The 21523-nt window shown below is 39.1% G+C and carries 26 protein-coding genes and 1 pseudogene; all 27 read right to left on the bottom strand.

The window, feature by feature from the left end; translation table 11 throughout:
* Positions 1-4 precede the first annotated feature (4 nt).
* The 27 genes and pseudogenes from MKY95_RS12905 to MKY95_RS12775 all read right to left on the bottom strand — a co-directional run bounded on the left by MKY95_RS12905 (position 5) and on the right by MKY95_RS12775 (position 21416).
* On the bottom strand, positions 5-661 hold the full coding sequence (locus MKY95_RS12905) for a DUF4367 domain-containing protein (RefSeq protein ID WP_076318575.1): 657 nt from the start codon (positions 659-661) through the stop codon (positions 5-7).
* A gap of 42 nt (positions 662-703) precedes the next feature.
* Positions 704-1258, bottom strand: a complete 555-nt coding sequence (locus MKY95_RS12900) for a helicase (protein WP_076318574.1) — start codon at positions 1256-1258, stop codon at positions 704-706.
* A 78-nt stretch (positions 1259-1336) separates the two neighbouring features.
* The gene (locus MKY95_RS12895; RefSeq protein ID WP_076318573.1) at positions 1337-1723 is read right to left on the bottom strand and encodes a VOC family protein; all 387 of its coding nucleotides are present in this window, start codon (positions 1721-1723) and stop codon (positions 1337-1339) included.
* A 29-nt stretch (positions 1724-1752) separates the two neighbouring features.
* Entirely contained in the window at positions 1753-2280 is a 528-nt protein-coding gene (locus MKY95_RS12890; protein WP_256721272.1) for a YfiT family bacillithiol transferase, read from the bottom strand.
* A gap of 181 nt (positions 2281-2461) precedes the next feature.
* Entirely contained in the window at positions 2462-2863 is a 402-nt protein-coding gene (locus tag MKY95_RS12885) for an NUDIX domain-containing protein (RefSeq protein ID WP_036609128.1), read from the bottom strand.
* Between the two features lie 188 nt (positions 2864-3051).
* A pseudogene (locus MKY95_RS12880) lies at positions 3052-3609 on the bottom strand (HAD-IIIA family hydrolase).
* Positions 3610-3975: 366 nt separating this feature from the next.
* Positions 3976-4188, bottom strand: coding sequence for a helix-turn-helix transcriptional regulator (locus MKY95_RS12875; protein WP_076318572.1), 213 nt, complete (start codon positions 4186-4188; stop codon positions 3976-3978).
* Between the two features lie 102 nt (positions 4189-4290).
* Entirely contained in the window at positions 4291-4692 is a 402-nt protein-coding gene (locus MKY95_RS12870) for a GNAT family N-acetyltransferase (RefSeq protein WP_076249971.1), read from the bottom strand.
* 186 nt (positions 4693-4878) lie between these two features.
* Positions 4879-5100: a helix-turn-helix transcriptional regulator gene (locus MKY95_RS12865; protein WP_179086413.1), complete on the bottom strand. Its 222-nt coding sequence runs from the start codon at positions 5098-5100 to the stop codon at positions 4879-4881.
* A gap of 479 nt (positions 5101-5579) precedes the next feature.
* The gene (locus MKY95_RS12860) at positions 5580-6233 is read right to left on the bottom strand and encodes a lysozyme inhibitor LprI family protein (RefSeq protein ID WP_036670467.1); all 654 of its coding nucleotides are present in this window, start codon (positions 6231-6233) and stop codon (positions 5580-5582) included.
* A gap of 208 nt (positions 6234-6441) precedes the next feature.
* A complete protein-coding gene (locus MKY95_RS12855) occupies positions 6442-7242 on the bottom strand; it encodes an inositol monophosphatase (RefSeq protein WP_076318571.1) in 801 nt (266 codons plus the stop codon).
* A gap of 136 nt (positions 7243-7378) precedes the next feature.
* Positions 7379-8011, bottom strand: a complete 633-nt coding sequence (locus tag MKY95_RS12850) for a hypothetical protein (protein ID WP_076318570.1) — start codon at positions 8009-8011, stop codon at positions 7379-7381.
* Between the two features lie 184 nt (positions 8012-8195).
* Positions 8196-8654, bottom strand: a complete 459-nt coding sequence (locus MKY95_RS12845; RefSeq protein ID WP_076318569.1) for a VOC family protein — start codon at positions 8652-8654, stop codon at positions 8196-8198.
* Positions 8655-8771: 117 nt separating this feature from the next.
* Positions 8772-9539 carry a nucleotidyltransferase domain-containing protein gene (locus tag MKY95_RS12840; protein ID WP_076318568.1) on the bottom strand — a complete coding sequence of 256 codons (768 nt, stop codon included), beginning with the start codon at positions 9537-9539 and terminating at the stop codon, positions 8772-8774.
* 200 nt (positions 9540-9739) lie between these two features.
* The gene (locus MKY95_RS12835) at positions 9740-10519 is read right to left on the bottom strand and encodes a Cof-type HAD-IIB family hydrolase (protein WP_179088645.1); all 780 of its coding nucleotides are present in this window, start codon (positions 10517-10519) and stop codon (positions 9740-9742) included.
* Positions 10520-10774: 255 nt separating this feature from the next.
* The gene (locus MKY95_RS12830) at positions 10775-11383 is read right to left on the bottom strand and encodes a Type 1 glutamine amidotransferase-like domain-containing protein (RefSeq protein WP_076318566.1); all 609 of its coding nucleotides are present in this window, start codon (positions 11381-11383) and stop codon (positions 10775-10777) included.
* A gap of 217 nt (positions 11384-11600) precedes the next feature.
* Positions 11601-12005 carry a DUF4259 domain-containing protein gene (locus MKY95_RS12825; RefSeq protein ID WP_076318565.1) on the bottom strand — a complete coding sequence of 135 codons (405 nt, stop codon included), beginning with the start codon at positions 12003-12005 and terminating at the stop codon, positions 11601-11603.
* Between the two features lie 216 nt (positions 12006-12221).
* Positions 12222-12866, bottom strand: a complete 645-nt coding sequence (locus MKY95_RS12820; protein ID WP_076318564.1) for an HAD hydrolase-like protein — start codon at positions 12864-12866, stop codon at positions 12222-12224.
* Positions 12867-13105: 239 nt separating this feature from the next.
* Entirely contained in the window at positions 13106-13825 is a 720-nt protein-coding gene (locus MKY95_RS12815; RefSeq protein ID WP_076318563.1) for a ferritin-like domain-containing protein, read from the bottom strand.
* Positions 13826-14413: 588 nt separating this feature from the next.
* The gene (locus MKY95_RS12810; protein WP_076318728.1) at positions 14414-14854 is read right to left on the bottom strand and encodes a hypothetical protein; all 441 of its coding nucleotides are present in this window, start codon (positions 14852-14854) and stop codon (positions 14414-14416) included.
* Between the two features lie 395 nt (positions 14855-15249).
* Positions 15250-15717, bottom strand: a complete 468-nt coding sequence (locus MKY95_RS12805) for a hypothetical protein (protein WP_076318562.1) — start codon at positions 15715-15717, stop codon at positions 15250-15252.
* Positions 15718-15927: 210 nt separating this feature from the next.
* Positions 15928-16425 (bottom strand): DUF2716 domain-containing protein, encoded by a 498-nt coding sequence (locus MKY95_RS12800; RefSeq protein ID WP_076318561.1) that lies wholly within the window; start codon positions 16423-16425, stop codon positions 15928-15930.
* A 206-nt stretch (positions 16426-16631) separates the two neighbouring features.
* Complete coding sequence (locus tag MKY95_RS12795; RefSeq protein ID WP_076318560.1) at positions 16632-17030, bottom strand: hypothetical protein; 399 nt, start codon at positions 17028-17030, stop codon at positions 16632-16634.
* A 306-nt stretch (positions 17031-17336) separates the two neighbouring features.
* On the bottom strand, positions 17337-18434 hold the full coding sequence (locus tag MKY95_RS12790; protein WP_339199029.1) for a Gfo/Idh/MocA family oxidoreductase: 1098 nt from the start codon (positions 18432-18434) through the stop codon (positions 17337-17339).
* Positions 18435-18492: 58 nt separating this feature from the next.
* A complete protein-coding gene (locus MKY95_RS12785; RefSeq protein WP_339199027.1) occupies positions 18493-19665 on the bottom strand; it encodes a Gfo/Idh/MocA family oxidoreductase in 1173 nt (390 codons plus the stop codon).
* On the bottom strand, positions 19662-20576 hold the full coding sequence (locus MKY95_RS12780) for a sugar phosphate isomerase/epimerase family protein (RefSeq protein WP_339199956.1): 915 nt from the start codon (positions 20574-20576) through the stop codon (positions 19662-19664). Before MKY95_RS12780 ends, MKY95_RS12785 begins: the two co-directional genes overlap by 4 nt.
* 342 nt (positions 20577-20918) lie before the next feature.
* Entirely contained in the window at positions 20919-21416 is a 498-nt protein-coding gene (locus MKY95_RS12775; RefSeq protein ID WP_221825166.1) for a metallophosphoesterase, read from the bottom strand.
* Positions 21417-21523 lie beyond the last annotated feature (107 nt).

The following is a 21523-nucleotide window of genomic DNA, read 5'->3' as shown; positions in this document are numbered from 1 at the left end:
AAATTTATCCGTTCATTGACTTCGCAATCTTCATCACAAGATCTTCTGACATGTTTCCGCCAATGATCTCGTATTGTAGCGCCTTCCCATGCACATCCTCTTCGATCCATATCAATTGGGAAGTTTCGTTATTGAAAATATAAAATGCTTGGACGCCACGTATGGCTACCTGTTTAACCTTAGTACCATCATGATCAGACAATGCGATCCGGCTCTTTGTTGTCCCGAAAATATTAAGTTTATAACCACCGTATTCTTTATAGGTGATGCTGATGCCCACAACCCTCTTATTGGGCTTCAAGTCGCGTATCACTACATTTCTGCCTGACCTGTTACTTTCTTCAATCATTTCATCAATTTCTTGCGGAGTTAAATTATCAAATCCATAAAGTACATGAATGGCATCTATATCAGAATCAATCGGAAATTTCGGCTGCCATGGAGAATAATGTTTCTGCAATTGTTTCAAACCGTCTTCCCATGGAATGGGTGCATAATTGGTCTGTTGCGTGAATTGATTTTCTATAACATCTGCGGTATAAATCGCCTTCCCCTCACCAGGCTTTAAGTCAAAGACGATTCGGTCAATCGCATGATCATTGCGTAAGGATTCAATTTGAATCTTTCCAAGCACATCTCCGCTTTTGTTTTTGATATCCATTGTTCTTTCACTCCTTTGTTTTCAAAAATACCTTTCTGATCTTCATGCTATAGAAAGCTGAGACCTACAGAAGATAAAACGATCATGAGGACTCCAAATATGCAAATCGTCGGTAAGATATCCTCGTAACCATAACTTGTCGTTTATTCGTCTGAGATAAAAACCTTTTGGAAATTCATTATCCTCCGTAAGGGCTGCAGATGCTATCGTAATGGAGCCGGACGGAGCTTTGTTACCCTCTGAAATATTGGTAGAACATATCTCAGGCTGATCCAAATATTGCATTCTTAGATAAGGTCCTAACTCAACCGGACAACATTCTAACCCAAGATCATTTGCTCTTCGAAAGAGCTGAAAAGTCGTAGCACCATCCGAAAATCCAAGTTGTCTGACGGTCAACTCAACCGTTTGCAATCTTCGCTTTGTACTGGAAACTATAAATCTCTCATCATTTAACAACTGTTCTCCATATTTATTCAATAAAATAGAGTGTTGGTCCAGTTTCTGTATAAGCTGTGGTTTTGTTAAACCGCCAACGTCTACCGTTCTTATTTCAACTGAACAGTCAGGGTATACTTTTTCGTCTTCAATCAACATCCGCATCCCCTAATCTAGTTCTGAATTCGTTTACATACAGATCCTAGGTAAGTGATAGCAGCAGACCAAGGCTTCTCATTAAAAATTCAATTCACAATCATGGTGTTCCCACAAATCAAATAAGTTACCGTCCAGATCTTCTAACACAAAAAACTTCCCATACTGTCCCTCATCACTAATAGCCCCTACTTTCACATTCTCTGATGTATGTAAAGAACCAATGTCATCAGTGAAAAATGTAATGACCCATCTCTTTTTCTGATGCACTTCAAATGTCGCTCGTGTTTCATTGTCGCTTTGAATCAAGTCCAAAATTGGGCGATCACCCCGAAATAAACTCAAATATCCTTCGCGTTGGTGGCGAATGTTAAATCCAAAATGCTTTACAAACCAGGCAGCTGACACTTCCAAATCTTTCGCTGGAATTACATTATATGCTATGCCTAGAATTCTTCCTTTCCCCATTATGTTACCTCCACACCTGAGATAAGACCCTACCACCTCTGCGATGTTATACAAGATTTAATTTGAGCAATATGATGCTGCCCGTGCCATACAAATCTTTGTAGAGCAATATCCAATGAAATTGTACCTAACACTTCTGTTTGGAGTTTTCGTCTAAACCGATCGGGATGTAAACCATGTAGCAACGTGAGAAATCGCTTGTGCAGTATCTCCATCAGCAAAATTGAATCTTCGATGGGCGTATTCCTGTAATCATGTAATGATGCCCATAAATCCTCTCGATATGAGCTTGCCACCGGTTCATCTTCAGTCAAGGCTCTCTTAAATATGATATAAGCGTTCATGTCATTGTCCGCAAGATGGTGCACAATCTGTGTGATTGTCCAACCGCCATTACGATAAGGAGTACAACGTTGTTCATCATTGAGATATTGTGTAATCTCTCTTAAGGTCTTCGTAATTTCGGGAATTTGACGAATAATATGGATTCTGTCCTCATTAGAGAGTTTAAGATTTGGCTCAAAGTGTCCTATCGGAAAGCGTACATTTTCATCCAAGGTTGACCACCTCTCCATTTCTCTACTATAGAACCAAATCATATCCAATATAACCCACAATGTTCCATTTGCGAAGTGTAAAAGCAAAAAAAGAAGCAACCTTTGTTCTCGGGCTGCTCCTTATATTAAACTACTCTCATATCTGTATTTGGATTAGAAAACTAGGATCTGATGGATGTCCTTATTCTGAAAATTCAATCAAAAAAGGATGACTTTTCTCATCTAATGCATTATGAATTCTGTCATAGAAATTTCCCCATGTTATCATTTGTCGAGCTTCTTCTAAAGTAAAGTAGCCCACCTCTTCACTTTCATCACTGGTAGTTAAAGCTCCACCAATCGGTTTTCCAGTAAATATATTGTTGCATACACCGCGCGTTATGTTCTGATACAAACCACAAAATTTTATTAATTCAATATCAATCCCTGTTTCCTCTTTCACTTCTCTGACTGCTGCCTGCCTAATAGTCTCTCCTTCTTCAACACAACCTTGAGGCATTTCCCAACCTCTTCGTCCTTTCATGAGTAAAATCTCATTATGTTCATTGAGAACGATTACACTAGCAGAAACGATAAATTTCATTCTAATTCCTCCTATAAAATCAATTTTTTTAAAATAATCATACAAATAAAATCCAATATTTACTATTCTTAAATGTCTTATTTCTACATCTAACATAGTTTTTATAGGCTCTTTTCCAAGTTTTTCTGTTAGTATCTATCTGATATTACGTTCCCATATTCACAACACAAGCAGACCTTAGATAGTTCCTATCTTAGGTCCGCTTCAATCGTTCCTTCCAGACTAATAATATAATTAACTGCTTCTTCGAAATCACTTGCAATAAAATCCGCTTCTGTGTTTGACCATTTATGTCTGTATTTATTTAAAGCTTCATTCCCTGCTCCAGTCAAAACTAATATCTTTTTGCATCCAGCATGATGACCTGCTAAAATATCAGACCATCGATCCCCAATTACAATACATTTACTTAAATCTAAATTGTTTTTCTTAGCAGCGTCAAGTAACATTCCGGGGTTCGGTTTGCGGCATTCACATCTCTCCGTATGTTGATGCGGACATATAAAAACATAATCAAAGCCAAATTCTATCATTTCTCTTACAAATGCTTCTTTTGTAGCTTCACCTCTTGAAATACCGGGCTAGTTCGTAAATCCGTACAGTTTAATTCCAAGTACTTTTAATTTTTCCAGAGATTTTTTAGTGTATGGAAACAATTCAAATTCCCCCGGGTAAAGGACTTCATCTGAACCACCGATCGTTCCATCACGATCGATAAAAACTGCGTCTACAGTGAATACTCTCATAATTAACCTCCAATTATCGGATTTTGATCATTTATAAATACACCTTCACTAAGCTTTCGATAACGTTTCTGTAATCACCACTCGAGACCAATATTAAGATTATCTCTTGGAAAACATCTAAGAATTGATTCTAAATCTAGCTAAAGTCTGTCTTCAAACCACTGTTATTCCTCCCTGATTTTAACATTAGCGATAATCTCACAAAACGTTCCCGTACTCACGACGTTCATTTTTAAATATGTATGCTGAAGCGCTTCCATAAAATACACTTCCAGTAGACTATGGCTCCGTTAGGAGCCACAGCATAAATATAATGTTATACGGCGGAATCGATTCTCTGATTTGACTAACATATTATTTATTTCTTCAACTGAGTTTCGAATCTGCTATATGCTCCAATAGATTTCCAGGCTGACATCCCAATGCCGTACATAATTTATCGATTACTTCTAACGATACATACTCATTCGTATTAAGTTTTGCCATCGTTGCCGATGAGATCCCCGTGATTTTTAATAAATCCTGCTTCTTAATCTCCCTGTCAATCAATAATTTTTGAAATGGTTTATAACTTATCATCTGGTATCCCTTCATATCCGAATTGAAGCTTTATATAGGACCTTCTCAAAAACAAATTCATCTATAATCAATTCTCATCTGATCGGAATCTTTACTTCAATGCTATACCATATCTGAAATAAACATGGCTTTAGTTCCTTCTTCTGGCTTAAATCCAAATAATCCATAGAATTTTTCTGCACTATCATAAGATATAAGCACTTTTGTCTTGATATTAGAATATCGACTAAGCATTTGTTCCATCATTCTCTTTCCAATTCCTAATGATTGATATTCTTTGTGTACTAACATGTAATGAAAATATACTGTCATCACGCCGTCAGACAATGCATTTATTAAACCAACTAATTTGTTATCATCCCATGCAGTAATAACCGTATGCGAGTTGTTTATTGCTTGTCTAAGATCTTCTGGGAAATCTCCTGATTTCCAGTCCACCGAATGAAACAGTTCTTGAATTGCCTGTGTATCAATGTCTTTTATTTCTTTGAAAATGATTGTCATAATATTGCTCCTATGCTTGTTGTTTTGGTTGAGAGTATTGGATACCGTTTCTGTAATCATGAACCCCAAAGGGGGGTGTCCGTTGAAAATTTTCTCGAAATCCATCCGCAGCCCCAGGCTCCGAAGGAGCAATGCTTGAATATTATATTATAGGACTGAATCGCTTCTCGAATTGACCTTCACGATTTATTTTTCTCCTGGTACGTATTCAATTAAATCAGATAATTTACAATTAAATGTATCGCATAGCTTGAATAAGGTTTCCAGCTTTGTTGTTTCTATATTCGTTTCCCTATAGAGCTTATTGATCGAATTCCGACTTAAGCCCGATTTTGCCATCAATTCTGTTATATCATCTATTCGATGTTCTGCCATGAGTTCTCGTATATTACATTTGATTATGTTCATCTTTTTCCCTCCATAATTCTATCTTCTGGAGTGTCATAGGGAGTACACTCAGCTTTCTGTGGAGACAGATGAATATTTTAAAACACTTCGTGATGCTTTGCCCGATAAACTTCAACATACAGTTTTTCTTTATGAAGACGCACAAATCTCACTCCAATCCATCCTAGAAAGAAGTATCTACATACAAGGTTGCAAAGATGCCCTACAACTATTTAGTGTATTGCAGAATTCTAGTATTTAGAGGGCTATATGACCCTCTTTTCTATTGTTTTTGATTCTGTCGTATAACGTCCTGCACGTTCACGAAAATACCCAGCCTTAGATAGCTCTTATCTTAAGCTGAGTCGTATTTTCTAAGTGTTCTTCCATGATTATACATCTCACAACCAAAGGGTGGTATCCCTACAGCTTGAATACATTATTATGCGCCGTTACTCTCTTCGAAGCATCACCTAGAACCTATAATAAACATTCCAACTTTATTTTTTACTTTGGTATAAAAACTCAACTTCACCATCTAACAAATATCGATATTCAAATAATTGCATTGTTCTTTCCCTAATTCTCTCCCGTATAACCGTGCCTAGGCTTACCGATCCTTTTGATCCAAGGTAACCATTATTAATAAATGCCTTCTCTACAAATTTTGTTTCCTTTAAGTGATACTGTAACCATTCTTTCTGCGATTCGATTAGTGCTTCTCTTGGTTCTCTATCCAACTTAGAACGAAGCTTTTTATATATTTGATTCAACTCTTTATCCCAAATCTCTGTATATTTGCTTTCCAACGCCCCCCATCCCATTGTTGTAATAATCTCTTTTGAATTTTGAGCCTCATTAAATTCCACTTCATAATCATGATCTATAGGATTTCGAAGCATTTCATCATAAAATTCTCCTTTCAATTCATAGTTCCCAATGCTCATGGATAACACTTCATTGTTAGAAGCATCTGATCGACCTTCAGTTATTTCTTTCGGTTCTGTTCCATTACCTGTACTCTCTTCATCAGGAGGCAGTTCAGAATTCATTTTTGATTTAGTTTCGCTGTTCAAGGTAGTCGATTGACTACTATTTTGGCAAGATGAAAACACTATTGTAATAAAAACTAATAAGAGTATCTTACCTTTCATAAATTATCTCCTTTAATGGCGCATAACGTTACTGTATCCACGACCCTCCCACCAACTTAAGCGACCAATTGGAGCGGGCGCGATGCGGTTAGTCGTACGGATGTGTCCGCTGAATTCTCTTCCCTGCCGATTGCTTCTCGCCGATCGAGGAACTGTCAGGCTCCCAAACGTGGATATAATGTTAGCCGAAGTCAGTTGCTTCTAGGTGTTAGCTCAATCCTTCTCTTACAATTTGCAATAGTTCTTCTTTGTGGTCTGGGTGACATGCAATTAAATAAGGTTCTTCTTTCATTCCATTAAACTTATTTCCTTCAAAATCTATAACAAGCCCCCCTGCTTCCTTAACCATTAAGATACCTGAATACAAGTCATCACCTTCAGAATTGTACAGAACAATTCCATCAATATCTCCTTTGGCCAACATACACCATTGAAGCGTTGGAGCCCACAATCTTAACATTCGTTTAAATCTAATATCAATGTATTGTCTTAGTTTTACTGCTTGTGGGTCGTTTTGTACTCTGTGACCTTGAATCCAACCTATATTTCCTTTGAAAATATTCGGGTTACTCTTAATTTGTATTTGTCGATTATTGCAGCTTGTCCCTTCACCAATAACAGATACAAATAAACGTTCTGTTAGAGGTTCATAGACCACTCCAAGCACAGGCTCTCTTTTGTACATTAAGGTAATTGATATCGTAAAAACAGGTAAACCAATCGCAAAATTATTAGTTCCGTCTAAAGGATCAATTAACCATAACCAATCGTGCTTAGTTCCGATAAGCCCTGCCTCTTCACTGTGTATCTGATGATTTGGAAATACGCCTTGTATTTGTTTGATGATGATTTCTTCACAGATATGATCTACTTCAGTAACCACATCCCCAAATTCATCTTTAGATCTCAGTTCAACAAAGTTATCAAACTTCTCTTTAGAGATTAGACCTGCTTCGCGAATAATTCTTATTGCTATCTCTTTTGCGGTTTGAATAATCTTACGATCCATTACGCACCTCATATTGATTTTGATTTTAACTGATTTCATCTAACATTTTGTGTTCACGACGACTGGCTGGATACATTCTTCTACTTATAGTTTCTACCCGACCAAGGAGCACTAGCGACGATGCTTGAACATCTGGTTAGGCAATGTCGTTGCCCTCCATGATTACCCTTACATACTCATCCCAATTCTTATCATCTGTATTGATTTCTATTGTTGGAACTCTTGAGATTTGAGCTTGATGTCTTAATACATTTTGGATTCTTAATAATTCACTTACCGACGATCTTACTTCTTCTTCTGTTTTATAGATCCATTCTTCTGGTTGTCTACTTTTAATTCTTTCTTCTACAACTTCGGGCGAGATTGTAAGCAAAATACACCTGGCACCTAAAGACTCAAGCTGTTCTTCTATTTTATTTATCTCATCCAAATCCGAATCTACAAATGCAGCTCTATGATTTAAGTGAAACCTCTCCAGAACATAAAATAGTCCCCTAGATCCTCTAGATGCAGGACCAAGTTGAATTGCCCATTCGTTAAGGTTCTTTAGCATGTCAACCCGCTCTTTAAGTAACTCAATATGTCCTTCCCGGGTTAGACTTACATATTCTCCATGTTTATTATTCAAAATTTGAGTATAATGTTCTCCAAGGATAACTACGCTCCGTTCTGAGGATTCTTCTTGTGATTGATATCGTTTAATTGCTTTTAATACTGAAGTCTTCCCGGCATTTGAGTACCCCTCAAGAATCACTCCTCTAATATGCATTTAAATCTCCTTCCACTAGCATTATTTCGCCTAACGTTTCTGTATTCATACGTTCAACTTAGTTTAATATTTTTTATGAAACGCTTTCATTCGGTAGACCAAGGCTCCGAAGGAGCCGCAGCCTGAATATTATGTTATCTGATGCTGATACTTCTTTTAAATCCCCAAATACATTCTTTAGTTTTTATCTCTTCAAAAGGTCTTCCCATTCTTCGATTGATAATTTATTTGATATATTCTTTAAGTTTTCAGGGACACTTACAAAACACATTAATTCTAAACTATTTCCATCTGGATCATTAAAGTAGACCGAAGCATTTCCCTGATTAGGCCTAACAAATGGATCTATTGAATCTCTTTTTCCAAATGGGACAAGTTCTATTTCAATGGTTTGAAGCCATTTCACACTGTCTCGAAGATCTTCATAACTCACTCGAAATGCTATATGCCTTAATGATGGATGATAAGAAGTGAGATACTCATCGCCTTGCCATAGACCGACCCAACTCTTATCTTTTTCAATCCAGAAGAAAGCTGTATCTTCATCTCTCCAGGCCAGCTCTAATCCTAATTTAGAATAAAATTCGATTGATTGATCTAAGTTACTCACTGGTAAATGTGCTTCATACAACCCAAGTATCATGCTTTTCTCCTTTCGAACTTGCCAGTTTCAGACTTTTTGTATTGAGGACGTCCAATAGCCTTAGGGGCTGGATGTGTTCTCTCGTTTCTCAGAGTGACTTCGTGCGTCAATATGTTGTTAGCCAAATGAATTTCTGGAAGCAGCCATTGTATTTAAGGCGTTCTCAAAATAGCTATATACTTCATCTGCGATTTCCAGAAACTCTGCAACAGATACATCGCTATCCAAGTAACAAGCATACAGATACTCAACTAAAGCGCCGTCAATTTCACAATAGTTTAATATGGCATTCTTCATCTTAATAATGTCATCTTCCCATACCCCTGTATCTTCTAAAACCAAAGAGTATAATGCACGAATTAATCTCTTAGAGTAACCTTTAATATATCTAGTTTTCATTGAATGATCATTAACATTAGAAAGTGAACGATGTACACGATCCACTTCCTCCTTGGTATCTGTATTTAAGTCTACAATGAATTCTGGAGAAATTATGATCGGGGGTACTTTTTCACCAATGTCCTCCCCATGTATGCAAACACAAATGATCTTAATCCAAAAACCCCAATCATTCGGTCTACTTAATACATCATCAATTGAGCAAATGATCGTATCCATCTTAGTGACGAATGGATATTCTTCCAAAAGCCTGTCTTTGATATTTGACAATCTTTCGTAATCGATATCTTGGGGATTTGCACATACAATAGTAAAGTCTGCATCTGACTTAAAAGGTTGAGCTGTTCCTTTGGGAATCGAGCCACACATATATATGCTATGAATCTTACCTTTAAATTCGTTAAGGATACGATCCACATACTTATCAACCAAGTCCTTATATTCACTTTGTATTGCAATTCTATTTATAACTTTTTCTAATATCATATAGACTCCTCCTAAAATAAGAACTTCTTTCGGCTAACGTTGTTGTACTCCTGACGTTCAAGCAGCTTACCGTAGGGAACGGGTCAATAGACTTAGCTGATTGAATGTGTCGCCTTAATCAACTTCTCCGATATCCCTCTTGGCGACCGAGGAGCAAGTGCGACGGTGTATGAATGTACTGTCAGATAAAGTACCTTGAGTTACCCAAAAAATCTTTCTAGACTTACAGCAACACCGTTTTCATCATTATTAACGGTTATTTCATCAGCGATTTCCTTCAATTCCCTAATCGCATTTCCCATAGCAATAGAATATCCCGCCATCTTAAAGAGGCCTACATCATTATTATCATCACCAAATACAATAACGGAATCCAATTCTACATTATATAATTCACAGAGTTTAGTAATTGCCATTTCCTTAGATGCCAGGAGAGGCATGATTTGTACTAATTTATTATTATCCGTAATTAGTATATTCACTCTACCCTCGAATTTTTCAAACAATCCAGAATTGTGATTATTGCCAGTCAGAAGTATCTTCGTAGCATCATATTGCTTTAATTCTTTTAAGGGTTTTACTATGGGGTTTGATTGTGTGTTCATTGAGCTAATATAATCAAGCTCTCTTAAACTAAACCACTCATCCTTCACTTCCATAGTCAGCTCAATTTGAGGGTCACACTTCAAACAGTAATCAAGAATTTCTGTAGTTACATTAGTAGGGATTGATTCATTAATTTCTATCTTGGTTTCCTTACATATCACTTGAGCTCCGTTGTAATATACAAAAGCCCCGATATCTACTAATCCTTGTGGAAGCAACCAATTAACCGCCCTGGGCGGTCGAGCTGTTGCAAGTATTATTCTCATTCCTTTCTGATAACAAGATAAGACCGCATCTACGTTTCTCTTAGATACTTCTTTTTTTGAATTTAATAATGTTCCGTCCAAGTCAAGAACTACAGTTGAATACTTCAATGAATCAACTCCCAATATAAACTTCTTCGTTATATTATCTACCGTTGTTGTATTCACGAACCCGAGAGACTTAAAGGAGCGACTGGGTCGAAGACTTAGCCTCGCAGGAGTTGTCTTCTGGATACTACTTCCTCGAAATCCCACTGATAGACCAAGGGGCGTAGCGCCTCAGCGTGAATACGGTACTGGCAAGATTTCAGGGGCTTCTTCGAACTACTTTCAATGAATTTACGACTTTCAATGTGCTTGGTTCATTTAGATTGAGATATATTCTTCATCTTTAAGCCTTGTCACCTTACAGTTCTCATTGGATTCAAATTCTACTATTCTCTCTTCAATTGTTTTATTAGTGCTATCTTTAAATATATCCTCTCGATCATAGTGAGGAAAAATAAGCTTGTCGGTTACACCTAATGCCTTAAAATCCGTTAAATTCATTGTGTTCATCTGTGGAGTAAAGAAATCGACAATGTTAATATTCGGCCCCAGTAATAACGTTCCTGCACTTACTCCAACTATAATTACATTCTGTGCGGCCAGTGTTTTGATAATTTCATCAGCACCACTTTTCTTCGCGTAATACAATAATGTAAATGGATTTCCACCATTGATATATATAACATCTCTATGTAAGAGAATTTGCGGGTCATCAAATTCTATATCTACAAAATTGATATGCTGAAATCCCATGTCCTTAAACTCCTGCATTGCTCTTTGTGCATATCTATTCGTTTCTTTTGAAGGGGATGCTGTTGTAATAATTGAGACTTTTAATTGAGAGATATCTCCATCAATAAAATCCAGAAATTGTTTTTTAATATCTTCAGTATAAAAACCACAAGAGGTTAGTAACAAGCTACTCATTGAAATCACCGTCCTTAACTAATGATTTATCTAATCTTTATAATTTAATTAATCATTCCCCTGATTTCTGCTAACGTTCCTTTATTCATGAACCTCAAAGGGGTTGTCTGCCGAAATTGCCTCATCGGACCTTCCAGCAGACCAAGGCTCCAACGGAGCCACAGCTTGAATATTTTGTTAAGTGAAGTTTCCTCTTCTCGAAAAACTATCAATTTCTTTACAATCGATTTTCTAAGTCATTTATTGTATTTAACCATATTGGGTATTCTTCTGATTCTTCCCATAGCTCTTTTAGTTCTGAATCTTTCTTAATTTTCTTAACTGCTCGTTTAGCTTTTGAAATGAGTTTTTTTCCTTTACCTTTATGTCTATTGATCCAGTCATATAGATCCTCTGTATTACTTTGATTATTCAAAATTTCTTTCCCAGGATTACCTTGTAATGCTACAAGGATCTCAATTGCGCCTAAAGCATTGGAAGCTAAATCTGACTCAATATAATCTTCTTCTAATACTTCTTCAATCGTCTCTTCAATTAAATCGATGTCATCAGAATCAAGTAAATCTGCCTTCCAATCTAATACATCATCGTTCTCGAAAATTCCAGTTCCCCATGCTCCCATCAATTAACCTCCAAAAAGTGTCATTATGTTTTAAAGCTCTTAGGTACATAACGTTCCTGTATTCATGAACCCCGAAGGGGGTGTCTGCTTAAATTCCTCTCCGAAATCCTTGCAGACCAAGGCTCCGTGAGGAGCCGCTACTTGAATATGATGATGTTATAGGATGTCAGCGTCTTCTTCGAAAATACTTACACAAATATTCCACTTCCCATGATGTTAAATATATTTTTTCAATTCAAGTAAATCATCAATAATATAATCTGCTTGTTTAAGCTCCCATTCTTGGGCAAAGTCAAATCGACAACCAAAAGCCTTCAATCCATTGTTTTTTGCTGCATTGATATCAGAGATCCTGTCGCCAACTACAGCAGCATTGTTGATGTGATATTTCATAAGGATAGATCTGACTAAGTCATCCTTATTCTGAGTCTCTATTTGTTGGATGCTAAAGGTTTCTGTCACCCAATTATTTAACTTGTAACAGTTAACGATAGCATTGAGGTACTCAATTAGTCCATTACTTGCAATAAAAATTAAGCAACCTTCCTGTTTTAAAAAATCAAAAACTTCTTTGACATACGGATAAAGCGCACCTTTGCCATAATTAATATTTACAATTAACTTCTCCAAGAAGATTTCGTCTACAATTCGTCTGATTTCATTTGAATGGTTCGGCAATAACGTTTCCCAAACTACTGGTAGAGGAACTCCCATAATTTCACGATATTTTTGAGTTGGAGTTTCACTCGACCATTCATTACGAGACCTCAAGACAGAAAACGTTTCTTCTAACGATAACTCTAAGATTTTGTTTGTTTGAAATAGTGTACCATCCATATCGAAAATAACCGCTTCCAGCATGATTTCACTCCTATTCAGAGTTTGAATAATTTATTTTGTATTTTTACGCTGATTTACTATAACGTTACTGTATCCACGACACCCCACCGACTTAAGTCACGTTAGGGGCGAACGCGATGCGGTTAGTCGGTGCGGATGTGTCCGCCCGCCTGATTCCACTTTCCTGCCAATTCCCTCTGGGCTGACCCTGGGAGCGTCAGGCCCCAAAGCTTGGATATGATGTTATCTGACGTAAACCTCTACTGTGAATTAGCTATCATCTTCTTTGTTAAGTTAAACTCATGACGGCATTCATAGTAATAACTTTTGAGTTTATATCCCCCAGCTTTAAATACTGGCTTATGTTGATACCACACTATAATTAGCGTTCCTTCAAAAAGGATTCTACGAAGGATATAAACTATTCTGTTAAAGAGAACGTTTCTATTTTGAGCAAATTTATGAAGTGTTTCGGATTGAAACTGAACATGTTTCTCCTCATCACTTAAAATCTGATTACATAAATCGATTAAAACTTCTGACTTTGTAGATTTTTGCAAGGCTTTATAGTACAACTTAGCAATAATCTCAGCAGTTAATAGAACAATGACTGATTGTTCTAGACTCGCATGTCGACGTAATCTTCTAAATACATTGTCCACCCAATGTCTACGAAGGAGTGGGATTCCCTGTACCTTCATAAATCTGCCTAGATCTCTAGCGTGCCTCTGTTCTTCTTTAATGAATTCTATAAGCGCTTCATAGTAATCCTGTTCTTGTGTCTGATGTACATATTCTTGTGCACGTTTAATTAAATGTTTACCTTCAGAGTTTTCTCCTAATTGAAACTGTTGAATTGACTTAATGATTATTTCTCTTTCATTAGTTGTTAATTTATAGTTGTCATCCCAATGAATATATTTGAGATTCTGATTATTTCTTCGATAATATTGCACCCATTTCGAAAAAGTGATATTCATTATTTGCTCCTAAAATGTAATAGTTTATGTCAGATAACGTTGCGCATTTCTGACGTCCAAACGGCTTAAGGATCGGAGGTCCGGGTGGCTCTGCCTCTTAGCCGGCTGGATGTGTCGCCTGATTCCAATTTCCTGTCATTCCTCTTTGGGCAGACCGAGGAGCGTCAGCGACGAAGCAAAATGCATTGTTATACGCTACCTCTTCTTCTTCGATTCCACATCCTCATAGACACTTGTGTGTTTCATGTATTTAATATGTCTTTACGTGTTTTATCTTTTGGTTCTATCTTTTGCTCCTATCAAATCCGTTTCCGCATAGGAAAGATCCCCTCATTTACTCTCGTAAGCCTTCAGCAGTATCAACTTTGGTTTGTGTAGTAACTTCATCCAATGAACGCTAGCCTTATAAGAGGCTCGTGTTCCTCGGACCGGAGATTTGCCGATGGCTTCATTCAGATTCCTGCTCACGTTGGACACCCCTGCCTTAAGCTGTGGCTTACTTCTAACCTCACCATTCGGGACTTAATCCTTGATATAGAATACATGCTGAACGCACAATCAAAATTTAAGAGGATTGTTGTCCTCCCTTTAATTCGCAATAGACAAATATGTATTAATGACATGCACAATACCAAAAAGTACTGTTGGTATAATAGCCAGATAATTTTGAAGCCAAATCTCAGCTAATATAAAATATACTACCGGGAGAACGGCCATCCCCAAAAAAATAATCGAGTTTGCGTTGCCTGTAAAATACAATATCCATAGCCCATAATAAAAAATCAACATTATTGCCATACCAATTATATACGGACATCGCATTTCAGATGCTTGTTTTCTTACAACAAATATCAGAAGAAAGAAAAATATCGCCTGACTTCCGTGCTCCAAAACATCTAAAATCAAATGGCTATTTGCATTTTTTCCTGATATATCTGACGCAGGAGTTAAAAAATAAAATATATTTGGTATCATTGGCAATAAAAAGATGATCAGACCCTTCCATGAAAAACCAAAATGATAATTCATTTGATCCTCTCTTTCGCAAATAGAAATATTCTTTAGTTTGCACTTTATTATGAATCCGCTTCTCTGGTATTCCTCTTGATGACCAAGGAGCATAACTATCGATGTGGAAATTTATTGTTATATGGTACACCTTCTAATATTCCGTTCATCCTGGTTTTCAACTGCTACGTTGTAAATGTATTCTTTCACCTATATTTATTATTTGTTATTAATTGGTTGCATGGTTTAACATTCTTAAGGGGTTGCGTATAACGTTCCTGTATTCACGACCCGACGTATGTCGGGTGTTCGGCGAATGCCGGGCCAAGGACGAATGTCCGCAGTGTGAATATAATGTTATAGGATGTCATCTGCTTCTTCGAATCACTTATTTCTCTTATACCATTCCCTTTATATCAACTATATTTTTCTTTTAATATTTCTATATATTTGAGTGGGATTTCTGTGATTTTCAAAATGTCTGATACTTCAAATCCCAGTTTTAAAGCGCTTCTTGCAGTCTTCAAATTATGCTTTACTTTAATCATCCGATCTTTAAGTAATACGTCTCCAAAATCCAGGTAATCATCAGCGATCTCACCGTTCAAAAAGAACTCTATATCATAAGTGCCTATTTGCTCTTCTATGTAAAAGATATTAATCGAGCAAAATACCACGGCTTCTGTTGTATTAAAACTATATTTTAGGTATATGGCACGCTCTTCAAGACTTATAAATTCATCATATAACTTTCCTATAAAAGTATCATGATAATCGCTTTTGTTCTCGTCACGCCACTTCCTATAGGTTTTCCAGTAATTTTCTTTCGTGCGTTTCATCGCACTATGCTTACTGTCCCATTCAAGTAGAATGTCTTTATTCACTCAATCACTTCTCCTCAAAAAATATGTTAAATAAAACAAGTTCTCTTTGTGTGTTTGCTGATTTCCTATAACGTTCCTGTATTCATGAACCCCGAAGGGGTTGTCTGCTGAAATGCCTCTTCGAAATCCACCTCGCAGACCAAGGCTCCATAAGGAGCCACAGCGTGAATATTATGTTATATGTAGTAGGCCGCTTCTTCGAATACTCCTTCAAATACTTCTTCTTAATTCCTGATTAAATAGTTTTGGCTTATTTGTTTCTGTAGCTTTTAATAGTTCTTCTCCAAAAATACAAATTGATTTCTCCCATGGGTGACCTAAATACCCCCATGAAAAATCCTTCTTAATAAAAAAGTAGTAGTCCCCATTGGGGTATAAAGGGATAGGCCATTCATTCAGCTCATTCCTGGGGCTATCAAGCCGTGGGTTAAACAAATATGATTCATGTTGCCAATCGAGTACATACAAATATTCATCTTCATCAGAGCACTTAATCATAGCCTTTGTTATACATGTCTCTAAATCACTATATAATTTCTCGAAATTTGGTCCATATAGATGAGCAATATTATAAACAATAAAGGGACTAGGCGGAGTAAAACTTGGCCATTCTTCCTTATAAATACTGGGTTTGAAATTAAAGTTTTTACATACTCTCTCCCATAATTGATAGTTAAGAGAAGAATCGATCTTCATCCAGTTTTTCATAGATTCACCCTCATATATTATTGTTTTCCGGCCTATTTCCTATAACGTTCACTGTATTCACGACCCGACGTATGTCGGGTATCCGGTGAATGCCGGATCAAGGGCGTATGCCCGCAGCGTGAATATGATGTTAGATGATGGATAAGTCTTCGTTGAGTTGCTCTCCAAATGTTCAATAGGCTCTTTTATGATTGACACAAAAGTATTTAATCCCAGTCCAAATATGCTTGTATTTCTAATTCTTCGTCCTTACAGTCAGGACACTTTAGAAAATTCTCTTCTATTTCATCTAGCAAAGGCTTTTTAGGCATTTGCATATGACAACATGGACACTCAAAGTTATTTGTATAAGAATAATCTTTTGATGTTATATGCAGAAATGTACGATTTAATAAGTATCCACATTGTTGACAAACATAAAGCCCGTCATAACATTCAAAACTTGTATCTTCTTCATTCATATATTTTAAGATTTGTTGCCGCCCTTCTTCTTGTTGATACCATTCCAAAATACTTTTCAAATCTAAGTAGTTAAAACCAATTCCTAAAGAAACATTTTGATTGTAAGAGCACTGTTTGCAATTTATTGTATAAGCCACTCCCATATAAATAACCTCTCTCTTAAGAATGGATTTTACTTATCTTTCAACTAACATCATATCTACGAACTTCGTATACATTTCTCTTTTTAACGAATATCCGAACTACATATAATATAACCCATATTAATCCATCTGCGAAGTCACGAACGTACTCAAAAAAGCAGCCCCAGTGCGAACTGCTCCATTTGTTAGAAAAGACTAACCTGTTGGATGCAGTTTTACATTTGGGCTGCTCTTTCTTCGCTAAACAATAGAAGAATTAAGGATAATCTTTAATGCTCCGCCTTTGCTCCCCTTCACCTAAAACATTTACTTCGCTCCGCTACTCCACACCACGCGTTCGCTCATCGCTTTATGCTGTGCAATCAGACAGAGTTCTGCCGCTTTGAATGCATGTTCCTGTGTCATGGCTGTCTCGGTGCGATCCAGACAATCGCGAATCAGCTGACCGAAGAACGGATAACCGACTTTGCCCTTCACACTGTACCTAAACTCGCCCTCATGGTTAACCAGATAGACTTGATCACCTTCCGGCTCTCTTGCAACATCGATATACTTCCGCAGCTCGATATAACCGTCCGTTCCCAGAATAACTGTACGCCCATCGCCCCATGTGCCCAGACCATCCGGTGTGAACCAGTCCACTCGGAAGTAACCGGAGGCTCCATTATCACCAATCAGAGAAGCTTCGCCGAAGTCTTCCAGTTCCGGGAACTGTGGGTGATTGAAGTTATGCACACGACTGAACCCTACCTCAGCGTCCGTACATGATGCAAACGTCAGGAATTGTTCGATCTGGTGACTCCCGATATCACAGAGAATACCGCCATACTGCTCGTGCTTGAAGAACCAGTCGGGTCTTCCTCCAGCATTCAGGCGATGCGGGCCTGTACCCATAACTTGCACTACTTTGCCGATTGCCCCTTGTTCAATGAGCTGCCCCGCATAGATCGCACTTTCTACATGCAGTCGTTCACTGTAATACACCATATACTTCTTGCCTGTTCGCTTCACTTCTTCTCGTGCAAGTTTTAATTGCTCCAGCGTGGTAAATGGGGCTTTGTCTGTAAAATAATCCTTGCCCGCGGCCAGAACCCTCATGCCAAGCGGCGCACGATCTGAAGGGATCGCTGCACTTGCCACCAATAACACCTCATCATCGGCAAACACTTCCGCTTCAGATCCAGCAACTTGAGCCTGTGGGAACTGCTTCCGAAATGCCTCTACCTTCGCCGAGTCCGGATCATACACCCACTTGAGAGTAGCTCCAGCCTCCAACAATGCCCCAACCATGCCGTAGATGTGTCCATGATCCAGCGCAACAGCAGCAATCGTGAACTCACCCGGACCACATACGACCTCTTTTGTAACACTTTTTGGTGCATAGAACATCCCGTCTTTAGCCATGTCATCCCATCCTTTTTATAAAATGTTGATTACAATGAACTCTTCTTATATGACATCTTCATTTAAACGTTTGACTCAAATCAGCAGGTTGACTGCCACTGAATGCCTTGTCTTTCTTCGTCGTTGAGCCAGCAATGCGTTCCTGCAGATGCTCATAGAACAGATCCTCATCGATCGGCAGATCCACCCAGTTATCCGTCCAGGTGGACAGCAACATAGCGTTCGATAACGTCAATCCGTGTATACCATCCTCACCGGGAGCAATAAGTGGTACGCCTGTACGAATCGCATCAACCCAGTTACGAATCAGACCCGGGTGACCCGTTTCCACACCTGTAATCGGAATCTCGCATTTCCAGCATTCTGGCTGTCCAAAACCTCCGGTAAACCGCTGATTGAATTCAGGCTCAGATTCCCGAAGTCGCCAGAAGGTAAGCTTTCCATCTTCGATCACGATTTTACCTCGGTCTCCGTTGACCTCAAATCGGTTCGTACCCGGTGCTTCACCAGTAGTCGTTACAAAGACACCTGTTGCTCCATTTTCATACACCACATAAGCTGTTACATCATCTTCCACTTCAATATTCCGATACTTGCCAAACGAACAGAAAGCACGCATTCGCACCGGCATCATGCCGATGGTCCACTGCCACAGATCCAGTTGATGGGGGTCCTGGTTAATCAGTACACCGCCCCCTTCACCTGCCCATGTTGCCCGCCAGCCGCCGGAATCATAGTAACTTTGGGATCGATACCAGTTCGTAATAATCCAGTTGGTACGCCGTACTTCACCCAGTTCGCCCGAAGCAATCAAGTCTCTCAGCTTAATGTAGAGTGGATTGGTTCGCTGGTTGTACATCATGGAAAAGACTTTGCCACTGGCTGCGGCCGCTTCATTCATCTTGCGTACCTGTTTTGTATACACACCGGCCGGCTTCTCGATCATGACATGCAAGCCATGCTGGAACGCCTGAATGGCTTGTTCCGGATGGTCATAATGCGGCGTTGCAATAATGACTGCATCAATCGTACCCGAAGCCATCATCTGCTCTGCATCCTGCCAATAGGTGACCGTTGCCGGAAGGTGACTGGATACCCAGCTCTCCATCTCTCTTCTTACATCACATACGGCGACCAGCTCTGCACCGGGTACTTCTCCAGCCACCAACGTTCTGGCATGTGCTGCTCCCATGTTTCCTATACCAATCACCGCTACTCGTACGATACTCATGACTGCTCCTCCTCGTCCACACGACGCTCAATTTCGGCAAAAACGTCTGCAAAATGCTGTAACATCGCCTTGGATTCCAAGGCACCACTAAAGTCCTCAATTCCGTAGTATCCGTCATACCCGACGGCACGAAGATCCCGCACCATCTGTACCCAATCGACCATGCCTTCAGTCAGCGGCGTCCAGTGACATTTCCAGGCTGTATTCAGAGCCACTCCGTTGCTCTTCTCAGTCACATTAGCCTTTTGCGAATCTTTCCCTTCTGCTTCAAACCACCCGGCATTTTTTACATGTACATGAGCCAGATAAGGGCCCAGCAACTCAAGTCCCATTCGATGATTCTCATATCCTTCATGCACCATGTTGCCTGGATCGTACAATACACCCACATGCTGCGGGTCGAGCGATTGCACAAGCCGATAGGCCAGTGATGCGGTCGGTGCAATCGTCTGATGATGCGTCTCTACAATCGCCTTGATGTTGTACTGTTTGGCCAAATCCTGTACTTCACTCAGGTAATCAACGGCTTTACGATACAACTCAGGATAACTGGTCTTGCGATCATATCCAGGAACACCCACACGCATCATTGAAGCTCCTAACCCAACCGCAGCCTGAAACGCCTGCTCGGTGGCAGGCAGATCTCCACAATTCAGATACGGTACAAGTGCGATGGATTTCCTTCCTTGCCCTATCGCTGCTTTACGAAAAGCAGGAACCTGTTCCTCCCAGCGGCTCGGATCTACGGAGCATCGATTATTTCTCCAGTAAGAAGGCTCTTCAGACATAGCATCTTCAGGAATTCCACGGAATCTCCACTCAATTCCATCAATTCCCGCTGCTGCCGCAGCCGATGCCAGTTCTTCTGCATTCAGATCAGGGGTAGCCACCGTGAATACAGACAGTTTCATCATGATCCATCTCCTTATGTAAACGTATTCATTTCATGTCGTAAAGGCATTGTATCACTCCACTGAACGTCACCATAGGGGAAAACACCAACAGATGAATGACAGATAACGAACAGAGCACATTCCCCATTCAGAGATAACTTCTCAAGAGAATGATGTGATCAGAAATCAAAAAAGACATCTCTGGAACAGATTTGAATTCTGCTCAAAGATGCCTTGTACAATAATCATATATATAAGATGAAATTTAAGGAGAAGGTTCCCTATCAGTTATCAAGTCGCCACTTCAGTAGCTGGTTCTGGTTCTTGTACTCGTCCAACTTGCAACCAGCGCTTATCTCTCTAATCCCGATCAAAGAACACATGTTCAGCCTGTATTTTCCCCTGATCTATTGTCATGATGCCAAATGAGTATTGTTTCTGAAAACGTCGATCCGTAGGCGACCCCGGATTAAATACCAGTGTGTTGTCCACGGTATGCATCACCGGGATATGTGAGTGTCCGTAGATCACAGCATCCACATGCTGGCCTGCAAACGTATGAATTGCATTCTGCTCCGTACCCTTTGATCCCAGATGACCGTGCACAAGCCCCAGACGAAGCCCTTCCACTTCAACAATACGAGAATATCCCAGTTTTTCAGCGATTTCGGACGGGTCCGTATTACCCGCTACACCTTCAACTGGTGCATACTCACTAAGCAATGGGTATACACTCCAATCCGACCAGTCACCGGCATGAAGAATGAGATCTGCACTCGGCAATACATCCAGGAGCCTAGTCGGTAACTTCCGTGATTTACGTGAACAATGCGTGTCAGAGATGACTACAATTTTCATATAACAACCCACCTTTCCTTTAAGAGGTCGTTCAAAAAGTCCGCTTTTGATTACGAAGGATGCCTAACGGCATCGCAACATCGAATATGGAATTCAGCCGAAATAAG

Origin of the sequence: Paenibacillus sp. FSL P4-0176 (assembly GCF_037975265.1) — a bacterium.
In the GTDB taxonomy this organism is placed as follows: domain Bacteria; phylum Bacillota; class Bacilli; order Paenibacillales; family Paenibacillaceae; genus Paenibacillus; species Paenibacillus amylolyticus.
Note: the sequence above shows the minus strand (reverse complement) of the source record. Positions and strands in the feature narration are given on the sequence as shown.